This window comes from Streptomyces sp. NPDC101234 (assembly GCF_044767525.1).
GTDB lineage: Bacteria > Actinomycetota > Actinomycetes > Streptomycetales > Streptomycetaceae > Streptomyces > Streptomyces sasae.
This window is the reverse complement of sequence record NZ_JBIWOA010000001.1, coordinates 126,992-150,482: the sequence shown is the minus strand read 5'-3', so window position 1 is coordinate 150,482 and position 23,491 is coordinate 126,992. Positions and strand designations below refer to the sequence as shown.

Sequence of the window (23,491 nt, the reverse complement as noted above, 5' to 3'; positions counted from 1 at the left end):
TCAGGCTATCGCGCATTCCGGAGGCCGTAGAGCGAGGGGTGGGTGTGGCTCACCCCACAAACAAGCGGCAGCCGCCCGTCCGGGAGAGGTGAGACGAGGCGGCTGCCACTCGGGGGTGCCGGTGACCGGACTCCCGTGGGGGTACGTTTCGCGTGCCCGGGAAACTGCCTGGCATTCCTCGGTGCCGCGACTTTCTCCGTCGGGGTCACCCCGTCAGGTCGTGCACCCCGTCCGCCCCGACGCCAGCGTGGCGCAGGCCTTCGCCCCGGTCGCGTCCTTCACCGCGACCATCGGCGTGTACGCGATGGTGTCGCCGGTGGCCGTGATGTCGCCGCGTTCCGTGGTGGTGCCGGCCGTGATCCGCACCGAGTCGCCCCGGGCGGCGCCCGTGATCCGGCCCCAGGCGGCGCCGCAGGTCCTGCTGTAGCGGACCTCCAGGGTGGTCGCGCCGACCGTGGCGGTCTTGGCGGTGGTCACCAGGTCGCCGCTGCACCCCATGGCCTCCGCGTCCTTGCCGGTGCAGCCGGCGCCCGCGCACTTCACCCCGGCCGGCAGGTCGGTGCCGGTGCCGGCGGAGGGCGAGGCGGAGGCGGTGCCCTGGTTCTTCTTCCCGCCGTCGTCGTTGCCGGTGAGGAAGAGGACCGCGGCGATGACGACGACCATGCCGACGATCCCCGCGAGGAACATCGTCAGCCGCCGCTTGCCGGCCCCGGGGGCGGCCGGACCGCTCCGGGGCGCGGCGGGCCCCCGGGATCCGGTGCCCTCCCGGCGGTTCGCGTCGGGCGCCGTCGGCTGGGGCGGGATGGTGGGCGAGACACCCGCCGGCCCGGCGATCCCGGGCGTCGCGACGGCACCGGCCGCGCGGCGCGCAGCCTTGCCCCCGGACCCGGTCCCGGCACCACCCCCGCCTCCGGTGCCGGCACCGGCACCGGCCGCGGCACCGGCACCGGCCGCGGCTCCGGAACCGGCCGCGGCTCCGGTGCCGGACGCGGACGGGGACGCCGACGGGGGCGCCCCGAACTCCCCGAGCGCGGCCCGCGCCTGGGAGATCCGGATCGCTTCCATGGTCATGTCGTGGCGCTGCTCCGAACGGCTCCAGGCCCGTTCCGCCAGCTCCCACATGGTCGTGAGATGGACGGGATTGCTGCCGGTGACCTCGGCGAGCGCGACGACCGCGCCCTTGGGTGCCAGCAGCCGTCCGCCGAGGTACCGCTCCCAGGACGTCCTGCTGTAGCCGGTACGGTCGGACAGCGCCGCGACGCTCATCCCGCTGCGGTCCACGAGCCTCCGCAACTGGGTGGCGAACTCCCTCACCTGCGGATCGAGTTCATCCGGCAGGGCTTTCCAACGAGGCATTGCTCCCCCTCTTCCCCCGGTCCGCTTTCCCCCGGTTCGGTGCCGTGTCTTCCCCGCGTTCCCCTTGCGCGTGGTGCCCCCGCGCCGGTCCCCGTTCTGGCTACCCACCGAACCGCGGCGACCCCGGAACCCGGTCCCCGAACAGGGGGCGCACAGGAGCATCGGCCCGCCGAGGTGCACCGTCGCACGCCGACCGCCATGCGGTCCAACGGGCCTCCAGCTCGTCCCGATTGGACACGTTAGCCCGCTTGTGAGGCGGCTTCGTAACATATCCGCGAACTTGTCAACACATCGACACACCGGTCACCGGCTTGTGACCTCGCAGGTCACAGGGGACTCATCGCACCCGGGTCTCACCCGAGAACCACGGCACCGACGACCGTCACGAGGAGCAGCACGAGCAGCAGCAGAACTGCGTACAGCAGCAGCCGGCCGTGCGGGCGGGGCGCCGGTTCCTGCTCCGGGCGGTCCCACCACGGCAGGGTCGGGTCGTCCTCGTACTCCCCCGCGCCCGGCGGCCGTTCCGGCTCGGCCGCCGGGCGCGGCCAGGCCTGGACGGCCAGTTCCCAGCGCACGGCGTGCCGTTCGGCGTCCGCGCCGGCGAGGCCCGCGACCCGGCACAGCGCGACGACGGCCTGTCTCGGCGGCGGCTGCACGGCGTTGAGGTAGCGCTGCCAGGAGGACTTGCTGTACGCGGTGCGGGCGCCCAGCGCGACCAGGCTGAGGCCCGTGTCGTCCTTGAGGAGCCGCAGCTGCTCCACGAAGTGCCGTACCTCCGGCGGGAGCCCTTCCGGCAGCGGCTGCCAGCCGCTCATGACGCACCTCCACGGCTTCGCTCGTTGCCAGTTCGTTGCCAGTTCAGACCGGGTGACGACAGCGGGTGGTCCGGCGGTTCCCGCAGGCAGTGGCGGTGCGGGCGGTCCGTACCGGAACTGTCACCTCTGTGCCACAGGCGTCGGACAGCCGTTGAACGGGCCCCGCGCGGTGGGAAGGCTGAATCCTGACGGCGGTCCGTCCTGCTCGGGGGAGGGGACGGGCCGCCGGTCCGCCCCCGGGGCCGCTGTCCGGATCAGCCCGCCGGGCCGCCCGGCGTCACCAGCCCCGTCTCGTACGCCACCACCACCGCCTGCGCCCGGCTGCCCAGGTCCAGCTTGGTCATCGTGCGGTTGAGGTGGGTCTTCACGGTCGCCTCGCTGATGTAGAGGCGGTCGGCGATCTCCAGGTTGGTCAGCCCGCGCGCGGTGAGCCGGAGGACCTCGACCTCGCGGGAGGTCAGCACCTCCAGGTCGGGCGGTGGCCCGGCCTGGGGGCCGCCGCCGTGCTGCCGGGCGAAGGCCTCCACCAGGCGCCGGGTGACGCTGGGCGCGAACAGGGCGTCACCGCCGTCCACCGCGGTGACGGCGGCCAGCAGCCGTTCCGGGCCGGAGTCCTTGAGGAGGAACCCAGAGGCGCCGGCGCGCAGCGCGCCGTACACGTACTCGTCGAGGTCGAAGGTGGTCAGGACGAGGACGCGGGGCGGCGGTCCGCCCGCCTGGGCGATGATGCGCTCGGTGGCCTCGATGCCGTTGAGCCCGGGCATCCGGATGTCCATCAGGACGACGTCGGGCCGGGTCTCGGCGGCCAGCCGCACCGCCTCCGCACCGTCCCCGGCCTCCCCCGCCACCTCGAACCCGGGGGCGGCCTCCAGCAGCCCCACCAGGCCCGCGCGGATGAGGAACTGGTCGTCGACCACGAGCACTCTGGTCATCCGGTACGGTCGTCCCCCCGCCGTGCGAGTGTGGCCGAGGTCGGCAGGATCAGTTCGACCGCGAAGCCGCCCTCGGGGCGCGGGCCGACGCTGATCGTCCCACCGTAGAGCTTGGCCCGCTCCCGCATGCCGATCAAGCCATGTCCGGCGCCCGTTCGCACTCTGTCCGGATTCACCCCCTCCCCGTCGTCGTGGACGGACACGGTCAGCTCGTGCGGCCCGTACCGCAGCAGCACGCGCGCGTGGGCGCGGCCGGCGTGCTTGAGGACGTTGGTGAGGGCCTCCTGCACGACGCGGTAGGCGCACAGTTCGACACCGGGCGGCAGCGGCCGGGGCTCTCCCTCGACCGTGAACTCGACGGGCAGTCCGCCGCTGCGCACCCGCTCGACGAGTTCGGCCAGCCGCTCCAGGGTGGGCATGGGAGCCCGCTCGGCGGCCCGCGGATCCTCCTCCCGCAGCACCTGGAGCATGCGCCGCAGTTCCTCCAGCGCCTCCCCGCTGGTGTCGGCGATCGTCCCGAGCGCGCCCCGCGCCTTACCGGGATTCGTCTCGAAGACGAACCGGGCGAGTCCCGCCTGCACGGAGATCACCGACATGTGATGGGCGACGACATCGTGCAACTCCCGCGCTATCCGCCCGCGTTCCTCGGCGACGGCCCGCCGGGCCCGCTCGGCCTGCTCGGCCCGCAGATGCCGGGTGAGGATGGCGGACCGCTGCGCGAGATGCCCGAACCAGAGCAGCACCGAGCAGTACAGCAGCGCCTGCGTAACGACCGACAGCATCGAGGAGTCGGCCGTGACGATCCCCGCGTACACCCACATGCCGGTCAGACAGAGCGCACAGCCGACGGCGATCCGGAGCGGCCGCACCGACGCGACCGTGTACAGCGCCACCATGGAACCGAAGGTGCACACCACGGGCCAGTAACCGAGGCTGACATAGACGAACGAGGCGCACAGCACGACGGCGAACACCTGCAGCGGCCACCGCCCCCGCAGCGCGATGGGCAGATGCGCCAGCCCGACCAGCGCGTACGCCCGCGCGTCGAGCACCGGCCAGCCCTGTGTGGGCGACTCCCGCCCCAGCGACACGGCCATCACGACCGTCATGCACGCGAACAGCGTGTCGACGGCGAGCGGCGGCGGGTTGCGGAGGCGCATCGCCGCAGCGTAACGCCGGGGTCGAAGGCGGGGAGTCAATCACCGGGAGTACCGCGGAAGTTGTAGCCGGTTCAATCAGCGGTGGGATTCGCCTGCGCCACCGACGCCCTACCTTCGATCAGGGGGAAGCAGGCCCGCACCCACCGGGGGAGGTGCGGGCCACTTTCTCAGCGCCCCGAAGGGGCGCGGGGCTGTATTTGACATGCGGCTACCGCCGCGCGGGCGCGACCAGCCCCCACCGGCCCGCAGCAGACACTGAACCCGATCCCTAGCTCCGCATGGTGAAGTGCAGGGTGTCCTTCAAGTACGGGATCACCAGCCACGGCTTGGGCTGCGCCATCAGCGCCAGCAGCACTATCGCCAGCCCCAGCACCCCGTACGTCACGATGTCCGTGAACCGTGACCGGACCGCCAGCATCCCCACGCTCGGCAGTACCCAGCGCATCACCGCACCGGCGAGCAGCGCCGCCCCGATCAGCAGCGCTCCGATCCGGAACTGGTCCAGCGAGGTCACCAGCAGCCCCACCGCGGCGGTCGCGAGCACGACCAGCAGCGGCCACTGCCGGGCCGGCGCCGGCAGGTCCCCCGACGCGGCCCGGCCGCCCCCTTCGGGGCGAGCCGTGTCCCGGGTGAACAGCGGAAAGCGCCGGGTCGCGCGACGCCCGTCAGCCGACACTGCGCTCCGCCGCCTCGACCACGTTGACCAGCAGCTGCGCCCGGGTCATCGGCCCGACACCGCCGGGGTTGGGAGAGATCCACCCGGCGACCTCGGCGACGCCGGGGTGGACATCGCCGACGATCTTGCCGTCGGCGTTGCGGGAGACACCGACGTCGAGGACGGCCGCGCCCGGCTTGACGTCCTCGGGGCGGATCAGGTGCGGGGAGCCGGCCGCGGCGACGATGATGTCCGCGCGCTTGAGATGCGAGGAGAGGTCGCGCGTGCCGGTGTGGCACTGCGTGACCGTCGCGTTCTCGCTGCGCCGGGTGAGCAGCAGCGGCATCGGGCGGCCGATGGTCACGCCACGGCCGACGACCACGACCTCGGCGCCCTTGATCTCGACGCCGTGCCGGCGCAGCAGGGTGAGTACGCCGTTGGGGGTGCAGGGCAGCGGCGCGGGCTCGCCGAGGACCAGCCGGCCGAGGTTCATCGGGTGCAGGCCGTCCGCGTCCTTGTGCGGGTCCATCAGCTCCAGGATGCGGTTCTCGTCGATGCCCTTGGGCAGCGGGAGCTGGACGATGTAGCCGGTGCAGTCGGGGTCTTCGTTGAGCTCGCGGACGACCGCCTCGATCTCCTCCTGGGTCGCGGTGGCCGGGAGTTCGCGCTGGATGGAGGCGATGCCGACCTGCGCGCAGTCGCGGTGCTTGCCGGCGACGTACTTCTGGCTGCCGGGGTCGTCCCCGACGAGGATCGTGCCGAGGCCGGGCGTGACGCCCTTCTCCTTCAGCGCCGCCACCCGGGCGGTCAGATCGGACTTGATCGCGGCTGCGGTGGCCTTGCCATCGAGAGTCTGGGCGGTCATGGCTCCATCCTCCCGGATGGCGGCCCCCTGGTTCCACTCGGGTGCGCGGTCATGATCAATGATGTTGCACTTGCACAACACATCGCTAATCGGACTGGACAACAACTCGCCCGTACTTAACGATGAACGGCGCAGTATCGCGGTCCGGTGGGGGGCAAACCGCTCAGATCATGACGTACCTCCGTGCTTGTCCGCGTCGTCCCCGCAGGTCCAACGGAGGAAACCGCCATGAGTTTCGGCTCGCCCAACAACCCCTACGGTCAGCCGCAGAACCCGCAGCAGGGTCAGCCCGGCTACGGCTACCCCCAGCAGGGCCAGCCCGGCTACCAGCAGGCCCCGCAGGGCGTGCCGCCGCAGCAGGGCTACGGCTACCCCCAGCAGCAGCCCGGCTACCCCCAGCAGGGCGGCTACGGCTACCCGCAGCAGGGTTACGGCGCGACGCCGCCGTACGCGAACTGGGGCTGGCGTTTCCTGAGCAAGGTGATCGACATGCTGCTGTACGGCATCCCGTACATCCTCGTGATCGTGGGCGCCGGCAACAAGACCCCCGCACTGACGATCATCGGCTTCCTCGGCCTGATCGGCCTGTTCGTCTACCAGATCATCCTGGAGGGGCGTACCGGTCAGAGCCTGGGCAAGAAGGCGGTCGGCACCCGCACGCTCAAGGAGGAGACGGGCCAGCCGATCGGTGCGGGCATGGCGTTCGTGCGCCAGCTGGCCCACATCCTGGACGGCCTGCCCTGCTACCTCGGCTACCTGTGGCCGGCGTGGGACAGCAAGCGCCAGACGTTCGCGGACAAGGTCTGCGGCACGATCGTGATCCGCAGCAACTGAGCGGCTGAACCGCCGGACCGCACTCCAAGGGCCGTGTCCCCCTCCACGGGGGGGGACACGGCCCTGGTGTTTGCGCCTACGCTTCCGCGACTCAGTGGAAGAAGTGCCGCGTCCCCGTGAAGTACATCGTCACGCCGGCCTTCTTCGCGGCCTCGACGACGAGTTCGTCGCGGACCGAACCGCCCGGCTGCACCACGGCCTTCACACCGGCCGCGGTGAGGATCTCCAGGCCGTCGGGGAAGGGGAAGAACGCGTCGGAGGCGGCGTAGGAGCCGCGCGCCCGCTCCTCGCCGGCCCGCTCGACCGCGAGCTTCGCGGAGTCGACGCGGTTGACCTGGCCCATGCCGACGCCGACCGAGGCGCCGTCCTTGGCGAGCAGGATGGCGTTGGACTTCACGGCCCGGCAGGCCTTCCAGGCGAAGGCGAGCTCGGCGAGCTCCGCCGCGCTCAGGGCCTCGCCGGTCGCGAGGGTCCAGTTGGCCGGGTCGTCGCCGTCGGCCTGCAGCCGGTCGGTGACCTGGAGCAGCACACCGCCGTCGACGGGCTTGACCTCGACCGGGTTGGCCGGGGCGCCCGGCGCCTTCAGGACGCGGATGTTCTTCTTCTTGGCGAGGGCTTCGAGCGCCCCCTCCTCGTAGTCGGGCGCGACGATGACCTCGGTGAAGATCTCGGCGACCTGCTCCGCCATCTCCTTGCTCACCGGCCGGTTGACGGCGATCACGCCGCCGAACGCGGACAGCGGGTCACAGGCGTGCGCCTTGCGGTGCGCCTCGGCGACATCCGAACCGACCGCGATGCCACAGGGGTTGGCGTGCTTGATGATCGCGACGCACGGCTCGTCGTGGTCGTACGCGGCACGGCGGGCGGCGTCCGTGTCCGTGTAGTTGTTGTACGACATCTCCTTGCCGTGCAGCTGCTCGGCCTTGGCGAGGCCGCTGCCGGCGGCGTCGACGTAGAGGGCGGCGGGCTGGTGCGGGTTCTCGCCGTAGCGCAGGGTGTTCTCGCGCTCCCAGGTGGCGCCCAGGAAGTCGGGGAACCGCGACTCGTCGACGGGGGCGTACTCCGAGGCGAACCAGGAGGCCACCGCCACGTCGTAGGACGCGGTGTGCTGGAAGGCCTCGGCGGCGAGCCGCTTGCGGGTGGCGAGGTCGAAGCCGCCCTCGGCGACCGCGGCGAGGACGTCGGCGTACCGGGCCGGGCTGGTGACGACGGCGACCGAGGGGTGGTTCTTGGCGGCGGCGCGGACCATCGAGGGGCCGCCGATGTCGATCTGCTCGACGCACTCGTCGGCCGAGGCACCGGAGGCGACGGTCTCGCGGAACGGGTAGAGGTTGACGACGACGAGGTCGAAGGGGGCCACGCCCAGCTCGTCGAGCTGCTTGCGGTGGCTGTCCAGGCGCAGGTCGGCGAGGATGCCGGCGTGGACCTTGGGGTGCAGGGTCTTGACCCGGCCGTCCAGGCACTCCGGGAAGCCGGTGAGCTCCTCGACCTTGGTGACGGGGACTCCGGCGGCGGCGATGCGGGAGGCGGTGGAGCCGGTGGAGACCAGCTCGACGCCCGCCTCGTGCAGCCCGCGCGCGAGGTCTTCGAGGCCCGTCTTGTCGTAGACGCTGACGAGCGCCCGTCGGACGGTCCGCTTGTTGCTCTCGGCGGTCACTGGATAACTACCTTTCGTCCCTCAATGCGATAGCCGTTGCGGGCGATCCGCCCCACGACCTCGACGAGCAGCCTTCGCTCGACGTCCTTGATGCGCTCGTGCAGAGCGCTCTCGTCGTCCTCGTCCCGGACCTCCACCACGCCCTGAGCGATGATCGGCCCGGTGTCGACGCCGTCGTCGACGAAGTGGACGGTGCAGCCGGTGACCCTGGCGCCGTACGCGAGCGCGTCGCGTACGCCGTGGGCCCCCGGAAAACTGGGCAGCAGCGCGGGGTGCGTGTTGACGGTGCGCCCGCCGAACCGCGCCAGGAACTCCTTGCCGACGATCTTCATGAACCCGGCGGAGATCACGAGGTCCGGTTCGTGGGCGGCGACGGCGTCGGCCAGCGCCCGGTCCCACTCCTCCCGGCTCCCGAAGTCCTTCACCCTGGTCACGAAGGTGGGCAGCCCGGCGTGCTCGGCACGCGCGAGCCCCTCGATGCCGTCGCGGTCGGCGCCCACGGCGACGACCTCGGCGCCGTAGCCCTCCGCCCCGGTCTCGGCGATGGCGTCGAGCAGCGCCTGGAGGTTGGTGCCGGATCCGGAGACCAGCACGACGAGGCGCTTGGCCACGGGCTTGGCGGCCACGGCGGGGCCCTTTCTCGGGGGAGCGTCGGTACGGCGGCCGACCCCGTACGGCACTTGTACATTCGTACGAGTGCTTCGCGCCCCCGGATACGGGGAAGTCTACGAAGCGGCCGACCGTCAGCAACGATACCGGCACACCGGGCGGCCCCCACGGGACGGGGGCGTGGCCGGAAGGTAGCGTCTGGGAAGTACCGCGACGGGAACGTGTCCGGGATACGGCACGTTCACGAGGTAACCAGCCGTTTCATCCGCCGTATCGATCCGCCATATCCGTCAGCATTCACCAGCCGTGTTCATCAGCCGTGTTCATCAGTCGCATTCATCCGCCGTACTCATCAGTCGTATCGATCTAGGGGAAGACGCTCACTTGATGCCGGACCGCAGCCTGGGACTTCGCCTGCTCCCCCCGCAGTCGGTGCAGGGAGGGACGCGTTTCGCCGTGCTGTTGCGGGAGCGGCCGGCCTCGCCGCCGGACGCGCCCTCGGACCGGCCGAAGAGCGACCAGCAGGACGACAACCCCTTCGCCCCGCCGCCGGAGGGCACGCCGGACAGCCCGTGGCGGCCGCGCCGCCCCGCCGGTGACCGCGACGAGCAGTCACCCTGGGGCAGCCAGTGGAGCGACCGCCAGCCCGGCCGGCAGTCCGGCGGCTTCGGCGAGCGTCCCGGCCGCGGCCCCGGGGGCGACGGCCAGGGTGGCCCCGGTGGCCCCGGCCCCGGCATGCGCTGGGACCCCACGGACCCGACCCAGCGCCGGGCGCGGTACGCCCTGCTGTGCGGGATGTGGGCGTTCTTCTTCGCCCTCTTCAGCTGGCCGTACGTCGCGCTGCTGCTCGGCGCGCTGGCCATCTACTGGGGCGTCAGCGCGCTCCGCGCCAAGCCGCGCAACCCCGACGAGGCCGCAGGCGGCCGCCCCCAGACGACGGCGGCGATCAGCGGCCTGGTCACGGCGTCCCTGGCGCTGGCCCTGGTGGCGGCGAGCTTCACGGCCCAGCTGGTCTACCGCGACTACTACACGTGCGTCACGGACGCGCTCACCAACGAGGCCCAGCAGTCCTGCGACCATCTGCTGCCGAAGGAGCTGCGGCCCTTCATGGGGAGCACGAACAGCTGACGGCCCGGACGAGGCCCCGCGGTCAGGAGCCGTCCACGCCGTCGCCCGGTTCGGAGACCTCCCGCAACGTCGCCCACCTGGCCCTGCGCGCCACCTCGTCCTGCCAGGGATCGGGCAGCGGGGCCGCGGACGGGGGTGTGCCGGGCTCGGCGGACAGGGGCGCGTAGGGATGGCGGGCCGGTGGCGCCTCGCGGGGCTCGGCGGGCGGTACGCCGTAGGGGTCGGCGGGGGGAGCCGGGAAGGGCCGGACCGGCGGAACGGGGTACGGCTCGGCCGGGAGCGCCTCGTACCACTCCTCGAACGTGTCGCCGTCGCCCTGGCCGGGCAGGGGTGCGGCCGACGCGACCGGGGTGGAGGGCTCCGACCGCTCACCGGTCCGCTTCTCCGTGGTCCGCCGCTCGGCCGCCTCCGCCCGCTGCCTCTTGGCCGCCTGCTTCTCCGCGGCCCGCCGCTCGGCTCGCCGCCTCTTCTCCGCCCGCCTGTCCGCGGTCCGCTTCTCCGCCGTCCGCTGCTTGGCCGCCCGCCTCTCCGCGGTGCGTCTCTCCGCGGTCTGTCTCTTCGCGGTGCGGCTCTCCTCGGTGCGGTTCTCCGCGGTCGTCGTGCTGCCGAGCCCCAGCCAGGCCGCGAGCGAGGCGATACCCCGCCCCCGCCACTTCCGCACCGCCAGGGCCGTCGGCACCCCCACGCCGGCGAGCCAGACTGCGGTCGCCGTGCCCGTCTGCCACCAGACGGGGCCGAAGCGGGTGAGCCCGGAGACGCCCATGGGGCCGCCGGCCAGCCCGGCCAGCGCCGCGAGCAGCAGCGCGCACAGCAGTGCGGCCAGCGTCACCACCCCGGCCGTGCGCCCGGTCGTCCACTGCCGTTCGGCCGTCCTCTTCACCACGAACCACGCCACCGTCACCCCGGCCGCCACCGGTACCGCCGCCCCGGCCAGCCAGTTCACCGGTGTCCCGGGCCCGTTCACCGGCACGGCCGCCAGCAGGGGAAACGGCGGGAGGAACGGTGCCCGGTCGGAGGCAAGAGGGTTCACGAGATGCCCGGCGCCGAGCGCGAAGCCCGGGCCGACGGCGTACGACGCCGACCACACCGCCGCGTTGGGAACGAGGCAGACGCAGAGGAGCAGGACGGCACAGCGCCCGGTCCAGCCCGCCGTCAGCTGGAGGAAGGACGCCCGCGTCGCGTCGCCGTGCCCCACCAGCGACACCGCGAGCAGCGTCGTCCCGCCCCCGAAGAACACGACCGTTCCGGCCAGGGACGCGCGGACGGCCGTACCCCACCGCACCCGGGTGTCCCGCCCGGACAGCAGCCGCCGTACCGCCCCCGGCAGCACCCGGACCAGACCCGGCAGCGGCTCGCGCGGACGGCCGTACGCCGTCCACACCCCGGCGCCCGCCGCGCCCGTCGCGAGCAGTGGCAGACACACCGCCACCCACCCCCACACCGGCCGCAGTTCACCGCCGGACGCGTACAGCGCGACGCAGCCGCCGACACCGAGGTAGCCGGTGACCACGCCGGTCCACGCCGTCCGGGCCCGGACCGGCGGCGCGTCGGCACCCGCGCCGTCCGGGGCGTCCACCGCCTCCCGCGCGCCCCGGTACACCAGCAGCGCCGGCACCACGAGCAGCAGCAACGGCGTCACCCCGACCGGCGCCGGCACCCCGGACAGGGTGTGGATACGGACCAGTTCGACACCGTGGGCGAGGAGCCACAGCGCCGCCGCGAGATGCAACGCGCCGCCCGGACCGCTGTCGGGATAGGGCGAACTGACCCAGAGCGCCATCACCAGCACGGAGAAACAGCCGAGTCCGAGCCCGGCCGCGATCGCGCCGCCCAGGAGGCTCGCGCCGAGTCCGGGGGAACGGTCGCGCAGCCGGGCGAGCAGGGCCGAGAACGACGGTCGGCGGACGGTCATGTTCATCACGACCGCCATGCTCCCAACGACACGCGCTTTCCCGTCGTAACGGGCGAACCACCGAAGTGTCGCTCAATATATGTTTATGTGCTTTTTCGTAGGAAGGTACGCCAAGTGACGCAGAGCCCGGCCCACGCCGACCAGGCCGTACCGGCTGCCGCCCTGACGCCCGCTCAGGCCTTCGACTCGCTGTACGCGTTCTGCGCCCCGGCCCTGGTACGGCAGACCTATCTGCTCACCGGGCGCCGGGAACTGGCGCGGGAAGCCGTCGAGCAGGCCTTCCAACTCGCCTGGCAGAACTGGCCGCAGGTGGCCCGCGACCGGGACCCGGCCGGCTGGGTGCGCGCGGTGGCGCACGAGTGCGCGCTCTCCCCCTGGCACCGGTTCCGGCTGCGCTACCGGCACCCCGAGCCCCCGCCCGCCGACGCGGCCGACCGCGCCCTGCTGGACGCGTTGCTGAAACTGCCGCCGACGTACCGCCGCACGCTGCTGTTGTACGACGGCGTCGGGCTCGATCTGCCGGAGACGGCGGCGGAGACGGAGGCGAGCACACCGGCGGCGGCGGGCCGGCTCACCCGGGCGCGCCGGGAGGTCGCGGCGCGGGTTCCGGAACTGGCGGACGCGGCGGAGCTGCACCGGCGGCTGGCCGAACTCGCCTCGGCGGAGCGGTTGCGTGCCGCTCAGCCGCCGTCGGTCCGTACGTACGCGGAACGCCGGACCCGGTTCTGGACCCGGTCCGCCCTCGCCTTCACGGCGGCGATCGTCGCGGCGACGACGCTGACGCTGCGGACGGCGCCGACGCACTACGAGGCGCCGGTCGGCCCGGCACAGGCGATCAGTGGGGTACCGGCGGAGGTGGGGCTCGGGCCGTTGTCGGCGGGGGAGCGGGCGTTGCAGGCGAAGCTCCGCAGGGCGGCCGAGAAGGGGCCGGAGAGGTTGGTGCCGTTGCCTCGGTGAGTGCGTTCGGCTGCGGGCCCGGTGGGGGCTGGTCACACAGTTCCCCGCGCCCCTTGGTTTCTCGGCCGCAGGTAGGACAGAACATCGGTAGGCCCGCTCCCACCCTGGGGAACGGGCCTACCTGCGTGCGGTCACGCAGTTGTTCAGCCGGCGAGGATCTCGCGGGCCAGCTTCGCCGTCTCGGTCGGGGTCTTGCCGACCTTGACGCCCGCGGCCTCCAGGGCCTCCTTCTTCGCCTGGGCGGTGCCCGACGAACCGGAGACGATGGCGCCGGCGTGGCCCATGGTCTTGCCCTCGGGGGCGGTGAAGCCCGCGACGTAACCGACGACCGGCTTGGTCACGTTCTTCGCGATGAAGTCCGCGGCCCGCTCCTCGGCGTCGCCGCCGATCTCGCCGATCATGACGATCAGGTCGGTCTCGGGGTCGGCCTCGAACGCGGCGAGCGCGTCGATGTGCGTGGTGCCGATGATCGGGTCGCCACCGATGCCGACGGCGGTCGAGAAGCCGATGTCACGGAGCTCGTACATCATCTGGTACGTCAGCGTGCCGGACTTCGAGACCAGGCCGATACGGCCCGGCTTGGTGATGTCGCCCGGGATGATGCCGACGTTCGACTGGCCCGGGGTGATGATGCCGGGGCAGTTCGGGCCGATGATGCGGGTCTTGTTGCCCTTCTTGCCGGCGTACGCCCAGAACGACGCCGAGTCGTGCACGGCGATGCCCTCGGTGATCACGACGGCGACCGGGATCTCGGCGTCGATGGCCTCGACGACCGCGTCCTTGGTGAACTTCTCCGGCACGAAGATGACGGAGACGTTGGCGCCGGTCTTCTCGATGGCCTCGGCGACCGTACCGAATACCGGTACCTCGGTGCCGTCGAAGTCCACGGTCTGCCCCGCCTTGCGCGGGTTGACGCCGCCCACGACGTTGGTGCCGTCGCCCAGCATGAGCTTGGTGTGCTTCATGCCCGTGGCGCCCGTCATGCCCTGGACGATGACCTTGCTGTCCTTGTTGAGCCAGATAGCCATGGTGTGTTGTGTCCTCGTCCTGAGTGCTTACTTGGCGGCGTGGGCCAGCTCGGCGGCCTTGTCGGCCGCGCCGTCCATGGTGTCGACGCGCTGCACCAGCGGGTGGTTGGCGTCCGTGAGGATCTTGCGGCCCAGCTCGGCGTTGTTGCCGTCGAGGCGGACGACGAGCGGCTTCGAGACGTTCTCGCCGCGGTCCTCAAGAAGCTTGAGGGCCTGGACGATGCCGTTGGCGACCTCGTCGCAGGCGGTGATGCCACCGAAGACGTTGACGAAGACCGACTTGACGTCGGGGTCGCCGAGGATGATCTCCAGGCCGTTGGCCATGACCTGGGCGGAGGCGCCACCGCCGATGTCGAGGAAGTTGGCGGGCTTGACGCCACCGTGGTTCTCACCGGCGTACGCGACGACGTCCAGGGTGCTCATGACGAGACCCGCGCCGTTGCCGATGATGCCGACCTCGCCCTCGAGCTTGACGTAGTTGAGGTTCTTCTCCTTGGCGGCGGCCTCCAGCGGGTTGGCCGCGGCCTTGTCGTGGAGCTCCTCCCAGTCCGCGTGGCGGAACTCGGCGTTGTCGTCCAGCGACACCTTGCCGTCGAGGGCGATGACGTCACCGGAGGCGACCTTCGCGAGCGGGTTGACCTCGACGAGGAGGGCGTCCTCCTTGATGAAGGTGTCCCACAGCGTGACGAGGACGTTCGCGACCTTGTCGGCGACCTCGGCCGGGAACTTCGCCGCGGCGACGATCTCCTTGGCCTTGGCCAGGTCCACACCGTCGATCGCGTCGATCGGGGTCTTGGCGACGGCCTCGGGGCGGGTGGCCGCGACCTCCTCGATCTCCATGCCGCCCTCGACGGAGGCGATGGAGAGGAAGGTGCGGTTCGCACGGTCGAGGAGGAAGGAGACGTAGTACTCCTCGAGGATCTCCGGGGCGGTCTCGGCGATCATCACCTTGTGGACCGTGTGGCCCTTGATGTCCATGCCGAGGATGTCCGTCGCACGGGCGACGGCCTCGTCCGCGGAGGCAGCCAGCTTGACGCCACCGGCCTTGCCGCGACCACCGACCTTCACCTGCGCCTTGACGACGGACTTGCCGCCCAGTCGCTCGGTGATCTCGCGCGCCGCCTCAGGCGTGTCGATGACTTCACCGGCCAGCACCGGTACATCGTGCTTGGCGAAGAGGTCCCTCGCCTGGTACTCGAACAGGTCCACGCGCTTCCGTCCCTATCAGTGATCTCGCGGTTCGTTGGATGCGTGGGCGTGCCGCGAAGGGCAACGTGACGTCCGCATGGGTCACAGGGGAAGCGCACACGGTGTCCGAGCGCGCGGCATGTCCGTCTCGCAGGTTATCGCCGGTTGCGGGGGCACCCTAAATCGAGGGTCACACCTGAGCGGTGATACCTGTCACATGATGCCGGGTATCCAGCGGTTTTCTGGCACGGCGTGCCGTCTTGAGGCGCCTTTGGAGTGCCTTCGGGACGAAGTGCGAGGCCTCACCGGGCCGGGGTTGGCCCGGTGAGGCCTCAGCCTCCAGGGCCGGCCTTAAGGAACGGCCCTGGAGGCTTGGCCGGCGATCACCGTCCCCATGGGATCACCGGCCGGATCCGCGAGGCTCCGGGCCCGGACGAACCGACGGTGTTCGGTCGTCCGGGCGCGGCCGCCCCCCGGAGTCAGACGGAGTAGGTCCGGGCGGCCTGCGGGCCGTGGACGTACTCCGGGGTCATGGAGTCGGCGACCTGCCGGACCCCGGCGACCGCGTGCGCGGCCAGCGGGGTGCCGGTCACGTCCTGCGTGAGCGGCACGGCGGCCGCGACGACCGGCTGCGCGTCGCCGACCGCGCCGTACGCCAGCGCCTCGGCACCGTCGAGGACCGGCCCGGCCAGGTCCTCCGCATAGGTGGTCACATGTCCGGTCACCCCGTACGCGAGCGGCGGCACGGCAGCGACGACCGGCCGGACGTCGCCCACGGCGCCGTACGCCAGCGCCCGGGCGTCCGCCACGGCCTGCCCGGCGACCGGCACGACCCCGTGCACGGCGGTCCCGGCGACGGGCGGCAGCACGGCGCCGACGGCGTCCTGGGTGACCTCCCCGACCAGTCCGGTGGCGTACGGAGGCACGTCCGCGACGGCCGGGTACACATCGCCGACGGCACCGGTGGCGACGCCGTGGACGCCGCCCACGGCCCCCGTGGCGGTGCCGTGGACGCCCGTCACCGCGTACTCGGCGACCGGCAGTACGGCGGCGACGGCGCCGGTGGCCGTGCCCCCGACTCCGGCGGCCGCGCCCTCGGCGACCGGCACCACCCCGGCCACCGCGCCGGTCGCGGCGCCGTGCACGTCCCCGACCGCCGATCCGGCCACCGGAAGGACACCGTGCACGGCGTCGGAGGCGACCGGCGGGGCGACGACGGCGGCCGTGCCGGTGACGACCGGCGTGACCGTCCCGGGCACCGCCCGCACCGTGCCGACCACACGCTGCCCGGCCCCGTCGACCGTCCCGGTGACGTGCGCGGGAACGGCGGCCACGGCGGCGTCGGCGGCGGTCGTCACCTGGCCGGCCGTGGCGGTCGCCCGACCGGCCGTGGCGGTCACGGGACCTGCGGTACGGCCCGCGCCGGCCACCGTGCGCCGCACCTGGGTGCGCACGGCCCCGTCGACGCCCTGCACCTGGGTGCGGGCGGCCGCCTGGGTCGCCTGGAGCTTGGTCTGGACGGCGGCCAGCGCCTGCTCGACCTCGGGGGCGAAGGAGGCGAGGGGGCCGAAGAGGTAGTCGATGTCGTCCCGGGGGACGGCCGGGGAGGTGGTGTCCGTGGCGGTGGCGGCGACCTCGGCGGCCGTGTGGTGGGCGGTGTGCGCGGCCTGGACCACGTGCGCGGCCTTCGCCCGGACCCGGTTCTCGGCGTTCTCGGCCTTGGCCTTCGCCGCGCGGGCCGCCCGGGCGCCCTTGATGGCCTGGCCACCCCTGATCCTGGGGGCGGTCGTGTGAGCGGCCTGCTCGACGGTGCCGGTCGAGGTCTCGGCCGACTGCTGGGTGTCCTGCACGGTGCTCGTCGCCTTCGCTGTGGTGTCCGCGACCGTCGAGGTGACGGTGCCGGTGACGTCGGACACGACGCCGTCGACCGTGTCGGTGAGGGTGCCGGTGATGCCGCCGGTGCCGGCATCCGTGGCGTCCGGTGCGGAGACGGACGCGGCGGGCAGTTCGTCGGCGCTGGCCGCGGCCGAGCCGAGCGCCCACGCGCCGGTCACTCCGGCGGCTATGACGATGGAGCGGCGGATGTTCTTGTTCATGCGTGCGTCAGATCCTTCGGGGCTCCGGTGCGTTCGGGACGCGGACGCGGAGCCGGGAGGGCTTCCGGTGGTGCCGGAAGCGCGGCTGGGGACATCGCCGTCCGGAGGCGTTCGGAGGGGGATCCGATGGAGGGGATCCGAAGGGGGGATCCTCGGGGGTCCGGACGGACGGGCAGACCTGTTCCGCCCCCGCGCGACAGGTCCGTGGCGGGGAAGGGGGTCGCCGGTCCTAGCCGGGGAAGACGGGGATGTCCCGGAACCTGTCCCGGGTCCCGGCCGCGTCGACACACGCGGCGGCACCGGGCACGAGCCGCAGCGGCGCCCGGTCTGCGAAGGTCACGGCGTACGCGTCGGCGTGCCGCGAGGCGGTGCCGTCGACCGCCGACTTGCCCAGCGCGCCGTCCGGGTCTCCGGCGGGCGCGGGACGGGTGGGAGCGTCCGCGGTGCCGACGGCACGGTGGACGGCGGCGCGCTGCGCCTCACCCTGAGCAGGGGTCACGACGGTGATCCGCGGCCCGTACGACACGGCGGTGGCCGCCGGTGCCTTCGTACGGGGCTTCCCCTGCCCGGCGTCATGCATGACCGGCGTCTGCGGCTGCGCGGGACGGGGCGCCGACGTGACCGGCGCCGGGAGCAACACGCCCGGCAGCTCGGAGACGACGGGGAGCTCCGGCACCTGCACCACCGGCGTGACGGGCAGCGCGGGCAGCTCGACCGGCAACCGCTCCGACACCTGGCGCACGGTCTCGTCGAGCGAGCGGGTCACGGTCGAGGTCGTCGAGGTCACCGTCCGGGTCACGGAACGGACGGCCTCGCCCGCCTCGGGAACCCCGAGCGCCTTGTCGGCCACCGGAACGTCGGCCACCGGTACCACGGGCGCCGCCGCGGTGGCGGGCTTCCGCGCGGCGGCCGCCTTGTGCGGCCGGTGCGGCGTCACCAGGTCCCGCAGCGGCACCTTCTGGGTCACGATCGACGTCACGACCGAGGTCGACGACGGTGTCGAGGACACCCCCTCCGCCGCCTGCGCCTGCCCCCCGCAGAGGAAGCCGAGCGCGAGCAGTCCGCCGACCAGCAGCGCCAGTTGCAGCGCACGCCGTCCCACCGCCGTGCGCAAGACACGCACGGCGGCACCGGGCAGAACTGCTGGCGAGGTCAAGACGGGGAGGGTCCTCCCGTGCGGCGGAACAGAGCTGGGGACACGCAACGGCGTGAAGACCGGTGAAAGACCGGTGGAGACATCGATCCTTGCACGGGAGGCCCGAGGTCGCGCAAGCCCCCCGTTACCGATGGGTAGTCATGTCCGTTATGACACCCGGAGTCGGGTATCGCTGAGTCGACAAGTCCCCCGCCGGATCCGGCCTCACTTGGTCCTCACACGGTGTCCGGAACCGGTATGGGGCGCTTCTCGATCGCCGCCGCCATCACCTCCGGGAAGAGATCGGGCGTGCACGCGAACGCCGGTGCCCCCAGCGCCGCGAGCGCGGCCGCGTGCTCCCGGTCGTACGCGGGCGCCCCCTCGTCCGACAGCGCGAGCAGCGCCACGAACTGCACCCCCGACGCCTTCATCGCCGCGACCCGCTTGAGCATCTCGTTCCGTATCCCGCCCTCGTAGAGGTCGCTGATGAGGACGACGACGGTCTCGGCCGGCCGGGTGATCTGCGACTGGCAGTACGCCAGCGCCCGGTTGATGTCCGTACCGCCGCCGAGCTGGGTACCGAACAACACGTCCACCGGGTCGTCGAGCTGGTCGGTGAGATCGACCACCGCCGTGTCGAAGACGACGAGCCGGGTGTCGATCGACCGCATGGACGCCAGCACCGCCCCGAACACGGACGCGTACACCACCGACGCGGCCATCGACCCGGACTGGTCGATGCAGAGCACCACTTCCTTCTTCACCGACTGCGACGCCCGCCCGTACCCGATCAGCCGCTCCGGCACGATCGTCCGGTACTCCGGCAGGTAGTGCTTGAGGTTGGCCGAGATCGTGCGGTTCCAGTCGATGTCGTGGTGGCGCGGCCGGTTGATGCGGGCGCTGCGGTCGAGGGCTCCGGTGAGGGTGGCCCGGGTGCGGGTGGCCAGCCGCTTCTCCAGGTCCTCGACGACCTTGCGGACGACCGCCCGTGCCGTCTCCTTCGTCGTCTCCGGCATCGCCTTGTTGAGCGAGAGGAGCGTGCCGACCAGGTGGACGTCGGCCTCGACCGCCTCCAGCATCTCCGGTTCGAGCAGCAGCGCGGCGAGCCCGAGCCGGTCGATGGCGTCGCGCTGCATGACCTGGACGACCGAGGACGGGAAGTACGTCCGGATGTCACCGAGCCAGCGCGCCACCGACGGCGCCGACGCCCCCAGCCCCGCCGAACGCTCCCGCCCCGACTGCGCTCTGTCCCCCTTCCCGTACAGCGCGGCCAGCGTCCCGTCCATCGCCGCGTCCCGCCCCGACAGCGCACACCCGGTCCCGTCGGCGGCCTCGCCCCCGAGCACCAGCCGCCACCGCCGCAGCCGTTCCCGCGCCGGGTCGTCCGGACCGCTGCCGGTGTCCCTCACGTCCGTGGTCATCTCCCCGCCCCCACAAGGCCGTTGTCCAGATTCTTGTCGTCGGGTTCATCGAGCCCGAGCAGCAGCCGCAGCACCGGCAGTACGGCGTCGGCGCGCCCGGTGTCCGCCTCGGCACCGAAACCCGGTACCGCGGCGGCCTGCCCCACCCCTCGGGGCCGCTCCCCCGGCCCCCGGCGCACCAGTTCGCCGAGCGTTCTGCGCACCCCCGGCTCGTACGCCGAGAAGGTCCGCCGCAGCAGTGGCAGTACGTCCGTGAACGCCTCCACCGGCACCCCGGTCAGCCAGGCGTCGACCAGACCGAGCAGCCGCTCGTCGTGCACGAGCAGCATCCCGCCCCCGCCGCTCCCCCCGACGAACCCCTCGATCCAGGCCGCCGCGTCCGCCGGCGGGGTCCCCGGCGAGAGCACCAGGCCCATCAGCCGGGCCGCCTCCTCCGCCCCCAGCTCCCCTTCGTCCAACAGGATCCGCACAGCCCGCCCGCGCAGCACCCCGGGCACGGTGTCCCGCCCGGACAGCGTCCGCAGCACGGCCCGCCAGCGCCGACGGAGGCCACGGTGCCCGGGTCCGGATCCGGACCCGTTCCCGGTCCCATTCCCGCTCCCGCTCCCGCTCCCGCTCCCGCTCCCGGCCACCGTCCTCTTCCCTGCGGCCGTCCCCTTCCCGGTCCCTGCGGCCGTCTCATTCCCGGTCCCTGCGGCCGTCTCCTCTCCGGTCCCGGCCGTCGTCCCTCCTCTCCCGGTCTCGTCGAGCAGCCCCACCGCCGTGTGCACCGCGTCCACATGGCCCCGCATCTCCTCCGCCGCGTCCGCGTCGAGGGCGGCGCAGGCGGGCGGGAGTCCGACGAAGACCCGCTCGGCGAGGCCCGCGGCGACCTCGGCGAGCGCCCCGGTGTCGGTGCTCCGGACGTCGCCGTAGCGCAGCGAGCGGACCAGGGCCGGGAGCGCCTGGGCGAGATGGCCGACGTCCGTGTCCAGCGCGGCCCGGTCGGCGAGCACCCGCATCACCACCGGCAGTGCCTCCGGCAGCCCGGCGAGCAGACAGTGCTCGGCGAGCGCGGTGACATCGGCGAGCGCGGTCACCCGCACCGCGTCGGCCTCGGCCCTGGCCGTCGCCGCGCCGTCGACGGTCGTCCCCCACACGCCCGCCTCGGCCACCCGCACCGACAGCTCCGGCTCCCAGCACAGCCGCCAGGTCTCCCGGAACGTGCCCGTGCTCCCCCTCGACTGCACCGGCTCGCCCCACCCGACGCCGAGCAGCCGCAACCGGTGCAGCAGCCGGCTGCGACCGGCGTCGATGTCCTTGCGCAGGTCGAGCTCCAGCTCCCGCTCCAGCGCCTCCGGCTTGAGCCGGAGCCGGCGCTGCTCCCGGGCCAGGTCCCGCTGCAGGGGCACCGCGGGCGCGGACTCCGGCACCTCCCCGAGCACGTCCCCGACCACCAGCCGGTCGTGCACCAGCGCCAGCGGGACGTCCGAGCCCTCGCACAGCACCGCCCGTACCGCGTCGGTCGTCTCGCCCAGGCCGGGCAGCGGGCGGCCGCGCATCACCGCGAGGGTCTCGGCCAGCCGTACCGCCTCGATGACATGGGCCGAGGAGACGATGCGGTCCTCCTCGCGCAGCAGCCCGGCCACCTTGGTGAGCCACCGCTCCACCGGCCGGTCCGGGGCCCGGAACAGGTGGCCGTACCAGCCCGGCGAGTCGATGCCCGCGCCGTATCCGCTCGCCCGGGCCAGCCGACGGTTGGTCCATGGCACCCAGGTCATGTCGGTCTTGACCTTGGGCAGCCCCTTCAGCAGCTCCTTGTCGGCCGCGACGGAGCTCCTCGCGCGCAGGGCCGGTACATGCCACGCCCCGCACACCACCGCCACGGCGTCCCCGAACTCACGCTGAGCCGCTCGCAGTCGGAGCCGCATATGGGCCTCCCGCACGGGGTCCCGGTCGCGCCCGCCGCCCCCGTACGTCTCCCGCAGTGCCCCCATCGCCTCCTCCACCGCGGCGAACGGCGCGAACACGTCCCGCTCCGCCGACCCGCTCCGGTGCTCGACGACGTCCTCCCACCAGCGCTCGGGATCGTCGTAACCGGCCGCCTCGGCGAGAGCGGCGAGGGGGTCGACACGCAGCTGTCGCTCGGCGTCGGGCCGCTCGGCGTCGGGCACGGCGTCGGCAGCTGCCCGGTCGCCGTCGGCCTCGCCGGTGCCGCCTGCCCCGTCCGCTGCCCCCTCCGCTCCCGCCTCGTCGCCGTCGGTCCCCGGAGCCGCGGCCGTGGCCTCCTCCGTCTCCCACGCGAGCGTGTGCGTGGCCGGCAGGTCGATGAAGCGGGCCGGGACCTCGTGCTCCAGGGCCCAGCGGACGGCCACCCACTCGGGGCTGAAGTCGGCCAGCGGCCAGAACGCCGAGCGGCCGGGCTCGTCCACCGCGTGCGCGAGGAGTGCGACCGGCGGCCGCATCTCCGGGTCGGCGGCCAGCGGGATCAGCGCGTCGGCCTCGGGCGGGCCCTCGATCAGCACCGCCTTCGGCCGGGCGGCGTCCAGGGCGGCCCGCACCGCCCGCGCGGAGCCTGGCCCGTGGTGTCGTACCCCCAGGAGCAGCGGACCGGTCCGCCCCCATGCGGAGTCGGTCATGCGCTCACCTCCCGGCAGGCGCGGTAGAAGTCCTTCCAGCCGTCGCGCTCGCGGACGACCGTCTCCAGGTACTCCTGCCAGATGACCCGGTCGGCGGCCGGGTCGCGGACGACGGCCCCGAGGATGCCGGCCGCGACATCGCCGGCCCGCAGCACGCCGTCCCCGAAGTGGGCGGCCAGGGCGAGCCCGTTGGTGACGACGGAGATCGCCTCGGCCGTGGAGAGCGTGCCGCTCGGCGACTTCAGCTTGGTGCGGCCGTCGGCGGTGATGCCGTCGCGCAGTTCGCGGAAGACGGTGACGACCCGGCGGATCTCGGCGATGCCGTCGGGCACGGCCGGCAGGTCCAGGGAGCGGCCCAGCTGGTCGACGCGGCGCGCCACGATGTCGACCTCGGCGTCCGCGCTCTCCGGCAGCGGCAGCACGACGGTGTTGAAGCGGCGGCGCAGGGCGCTGGACAGGTCGTTGACGCCTCGGTCGCGGTCGTTGGCGGTGGCGATCAGGTTGAAGCCGCGGACCGCCTGCACCTCCTGGCCGAGCTCGGGGATCGGCAGGGTCTTCTCGGACAGGATCGTGATCAGCGTGTCCTGGACGTCGGCCGGGATCCGGGTCAGCTCCTCGACTCTCGCCGTCATGCCCTCCGCCATGGCCCGCATGACCGGACTGGGCACGAGCGCGTCCCGGCTCGGGCCGTGGGCGAGCAGCTGCGCGTAGTTCCAGCCGTAGCGGATCGCCTCCTCCGGGGTGCCGGCCGTGCCCTGCACGAGCAGGGTCGAGTCACCGCTGACGGCGGCGGCGAGGTGCTCGGAGACCCAGGTCTTGGCGGTGCCGGGCACGCCGAGCAGGAGCAGGGCACGGTCGGTGGCGAGGGTGGTGACGGCGACCTCGACGATGCGGCGCGGGCCGACGTACTTCGGGGTGATCACCGTGCCGTCCGGCAGTGTGCCGCCGAGGAGATAGGTGGCCACCGCCCACGGCGACAGCTTCCAGCGGGCCGGGCGCGGCCGGTCGTCCTGCGCGGCCAGCGCCGTGAGTTCGTCGGCGAAGGCGTGCTCGGCGTGCGGTCGCAGCGCACTCTCGATGGTCGTCGGATCGGTCGGTTCCACGGACACAGTCATGGCTGAGGCC

At 73.0% G+C, this 23,491-nt stretch carries 19 protein-coding genes; 3 read left to right on the top strand and 16 right to left on the bottom strand.

What is annotated here, in order from left to right:
* Window positions 1-213: 213 nt before the first annotated feature.
* From ACIRR9_RS00705 to ACIRR9_RS00680, 6 genes are all read right to left on the bottom strand, one after another.
* Entirely contained in the window at window positions 214-1,356 is a 1,143-nt protein-coding gene (locus ACIRR9_RS00705; RefSeq protein ID WP_403746097.1) for a DUF2690 domain-containing protein, read from the bottom strand.
* A gap of 353 nt (window positions 1,357-1,709) precedes the next feature.
* On the bottom strand, window positions 1,710-2,171 hold the full coding sequence (locus tag ACIRR9_RS00700) for a helix-turn-helix transcriptional regulator (protein ID WP_365336674.1): 462 nt from the start codon (window positions 2,169-2,171) through the stop codon (window positions 1,710-1,712).
* Between the two features lie 254 nt (window positions 2,172-2,425).
* Window positions 2,426-3,103: a response regulator gene (locus ACIRR9_RS00695; RefSeq protein ID WP_403746095.1), complete on the bottom strand. Its 678-nt coding sequence runs from the start codon at window positions 3,101-3,103 to the stop codon at window positions 2,426-2,428.
* Window positions 3,100-4,263 (bottom strand): sensor histidine kinase, encoded by a 1,164-nt coding sequence (locus ACIRR9_RS00690; RefSeq protein WP_403746092.1) that lies wholly within the window; start codon window positions 4,261-4,263, stop codon window positions 3,100-3,102. Before ACIRR9_RS00690 ends, ACIRR9_RS00695 begins: the two co-directional genes overlap by 4 nt.
* A gap of 268 nt (window positions 4,264-4,531) precedes the next feature.
* Window positions 4,532-4,939, bottom strand: a complete 408-nt coding sequence (locus ACIRR9_RS00685; protein ID WP_123974696.1) for a DUF3017 domain-containing protein — start codon at window positions 4,937-4,939, stop codon at window positions 4,532-4,534.
* Entirely contained in the window at window positions 4,929-5,783 is an 855-nt protein-coding gene (locus ACIRR9_RS00680) for a bifunctional methylenetetrahydrofolate dehydrogenase/methenyltetrahydrofolate cyclohydrolase (RefSeq protein ID WP_403746090.1), read from the bottom strand. Before ACIRR9_RS00680 ends, ACIRR9_RS00685 begins: the two co-directional genes overlap by 11 nt.
* 228 nt (window positions 5,784-6,011) lie before the next feature.
* Here ACIRR9_RS00680 and ACIRR9_RS00675 point away from each other — a divergent pair, with 228 nt between their 5' ends.
* On the top strand, window positions 6,012-6,617 hold the full coding sequence (locus ACIRR9_RS00675) for an RDD family protein (protein WP_403746088.1): 606 nt from the start codon (window positions 6,012-6,014) through the stop codon (window positions 6,615-6,617).
* 91 nt (window positions 6,618-6,708) lie between these two features.
* Here ACIRR9_RS00675 and purH read toward each other — a convergent pair whose 3' ends face one another.
* Window positions 6,709-8,274, bottom strand: a complete 1,566-nt coding sequence (gene purH / locus ACIRR9_RS00670) for a bifunctional phosphoribosylaminoimidazolecarboxamide formyltransferase/IMP cyclohydrolase (protein WP_403746085.1) — start codon at window positions 8,272-8,274, stop codon at window positions 6,709-6,711.
* Entirely contained in the window at window positions 8,271-8,900 is a 630-nt protein-coding gene (gene purN, locus ACIRR9_RS00665; RefSeq protein ID WP_403746083.1) for a phosphoribosylglycinamide formyltransferase, read from the bottom strand. The genes purH and purN overlap by 4 nt, the downstream gene beginning before the upstream one ends.
* 370 nt (window positions 8,901-9,270) lie before the next feature.
* Here purN and ACIRR9_RS00660 point away from each other — a divergent pair, with 370 nt between their 5' ends.
* A complete protein-coding gene (locus tag ACIRR9_RS00660; protein ID WP_123974701.1) occupies window positions 9,271-10,011 on the top strand; it encodes a hypothetical protein in 741 nt (246 codons plus the stop codon).
* Window positions 10,012-10,033: 22 nt separating this feature from the next.
* Here ACIRR9_RS00660 and ACIRR9_RS00655 read toward each other — a convergent pair whose 3' ends face one another.
* Window positions 10,034-11,941, bottom strand: a complete 1,908-nt coding sequence (locus ACIRR9_RS00655; protein ID WP_403746080.1) for a DUF6350 family protein — start codon at window positions 11,939-11,941, stop codon at window positions 10,034-10,036.
* Between the two features lie 96 nt (window positions 11,942-12,037).
* Here ACIRR9_RS00655 and ACIRR9_RS00650 point away from each other — a divergent pair, with 96 nt between their 5' ends.
* Window positions 12,038-12,880, top strand: coding sequence for an RNA polymerase sigma factor (locus ACIRR9_RS00650; protein WP_403746079.1), 843 nt, complete (start codon window positions 12,038-12,040; stop codon window positions 12,878-12,880).
* 143 nt (window positions 12,881-13,023) lie between these two features.
* Here ACIRR9_RS00650 and sucD read toward each other — a convergent pair whose 3' ends face one another.
* The 7 genes from sucD to ACIRR9_RS00615 all read right to left on the bottom strand — a co-directional run bounded on the left by sucD (window position 13,024) and on the right by ACIRR9_RS00615 (window position 23,481).
* Complete coding sequence (gene sucD, locus ACIRR9_RS00645) at window positions 13,024-13,908, bottom strand: succinate--CoA ligase subunit alpha (RefSeq protein WP_123974704.1); 885 nt, start codon at window positions 13,906-13,908, stop codon at window positions 13,024-13,026.
* A 27-nt stretch (window positions 13,909-13,935) separates the two neighbouring features.
* A complete protein-coding gene (sucC, locus tag ACIRR9_RS00640; protein ID WP_403746076.1) occupies window positions 13,936-15,117 on the bottom strand; it encodes an ADP-forming succinate--CoA ligase subunit beta in 1,182 nt (393 codons plus the stop codon).
* 458 nt (window positions 15,118-15,575) lie between these two features.
* Window positions 15,576-17,192 (bottom strand): hypothetical protein, encoded by a 1,617-nt coding sequence (locus ACIRR9_RS00635; protein WP_403746074.1) that lies wholly within the window; start codon window positions 17,190-17,192, stop codon window positions 15,576-15,578.
* A gap of 229 nt (window positions 17,193-17,421) precedes the next feature.
* Window positions 17,422-18,315: a hypothetical protein gene (locus ACIRR9_RS00630; protein WP_403746071.1), complete on the bottom strand. Its 894-nt coding sequence runs from the start codon at window positions 18,313-18,315 to the stop codon at window positions 17,422-17,424.
* A 248-nt stretch (window positions 18,316-18,563) separates the two neighbouring features.
* Window positions 18,564-19,748 (bottom strand): VWA domain-containing protein, encoded by a 1,185-nt coding sequence (locus tag ACIRR9_RS00625; RefSeq protein ID WP_316777052.1) that lies wholly within the window; start codon window positions 19,746-19,748, stop codon window positions 18,564-18,566.
* Window positions 19,745-22,366, bottom strand: a complete 2,622-nt coding sequence (locus tag ACIRR9_RS00620) for a DUF5682 family protein (protein ID WP_403746068.1) — start codon at window positions 22,364-22,366, stop codon at window positions 19,745-19,747. Before ACIRR9_RS00620 ends, ACIRR9_RS00625 begins: the two co-directional genes overlap by 4 nt.
* Window positions 22,363-23,481, bottom strand: coding sequence for an AAA family ATPase (locus tag ACIRR9_RS00615; protein ID WP_403746065.1), 1,119 nt, complete (start codon window positions 23,479-23,481; stop codon window positions 22,363-22,365). The genes ACIRR9_RS00620 and ACIRR9_RS00615 overlap by 4 nt, the downstream gene beginning before the upstream one ends.
* Window positions 23,482-23,491: the final 10 nt, after the last annotated feature.

Excerpts from the sequence above, each read along its gene's own strand:
- ACIRR9_RS00705 (WP_403746097.1), bottom strand. The coding sequence starts at position 1,356 with ATGCCTCGTTGGAAAGCCCTGCCGGATGAACTCGATCCGCAGGTGAGG.
- ACIRR9_RS00700 (WP_365336674.1), bottom strand. The coding sequence starts at position 2,171 with ATGAGCGGCTGGCAGCCGCTGCCGGAAGGGCTCCCGCCGGAGGTACGG.
- ACIRR9_RS00695 (WP_403746095.1), bottom strand. The coding sequence starts at position 3,103 with ATGACCAGAGTGCTCGTGGTCGACGACCAGTTCCTCATCCGCGCGGGC.
- ACIRR9_RS00690 (WP_403746092.1), bottom strand. The coding sequence starts at position 4,263 with ATGCGCCTCCGCAACCCGCCGCCGCTCGCCGTCGACACGCTGTTCGCG.
- ACIRR9_RS00680 (WP_403746090.1), bottom strand. The coding sequence starts at position 5,783 with ATGACCGCCCAGACTCTCGATGGCAAGGCCACCGCAGCCGCGATCAAG.
- ACIRR9_RS00675 (WP_403746088.1), top strand. The coding sequence starts at position 6,012 with ATGAGTTTCGGCTCGCCCAACAACCCCTACGGTCAGCCGCAGAACCCG.
- ACIRR9_RS00660 (WP_123974701.1), top strand. The coding sequence starts at position 9,271 with ATGCCGGACCGCAGCCTGGGACTTCGCCTGCTCCCCCCGCAGTCGGTG.
- ACIRR9_RS00655 (WP_403746080.1), bottom strand. The coding sequence starts at position 11,941 with ATGGCGGTCGTGATGAACATGACCGTCCGCCGACCGTCGTTCTCGGCC.
- sucD (WP_123974704.1), bottom strand. The coding sequence starts at position 13,908 with ATGGCTATCTGGCTCAACAAGGACAGCAAGGTCATCGTCCAGGGCATG.
- ACIRR9_RS00635 (WP_403746074.1), bottom strand. The coding sequence starts at position 17,192 with ATGAACAAGAACATCCGCCGCTCCATCGTCATAGCCGCCGGAGTGACC.
- ACIRR9_RS00625 (WP_316777052.1), bottom strand. The coding sequence starts at position 19,748 with ATGACCACGGACGTGAGGGACACCGGCAGCGGTCCGGACGACCCGGCG.
- ACIRR9_RS00620 (WP_403746068.1), bottom strand. The coding sequence starts at position 22,366 with ATGACCGACTCCGCATGGGGGCGGACCGGTCCGCTGCTCCTGGGGGTA.
- ACIRR9_RS00615 (WP_403746065.1), bottom strand. The coding sequence starts at position 23,481 with ATGACTGTGTCCGTGGAACCGACCGATCCGACGACCATCGAGAGTGCG.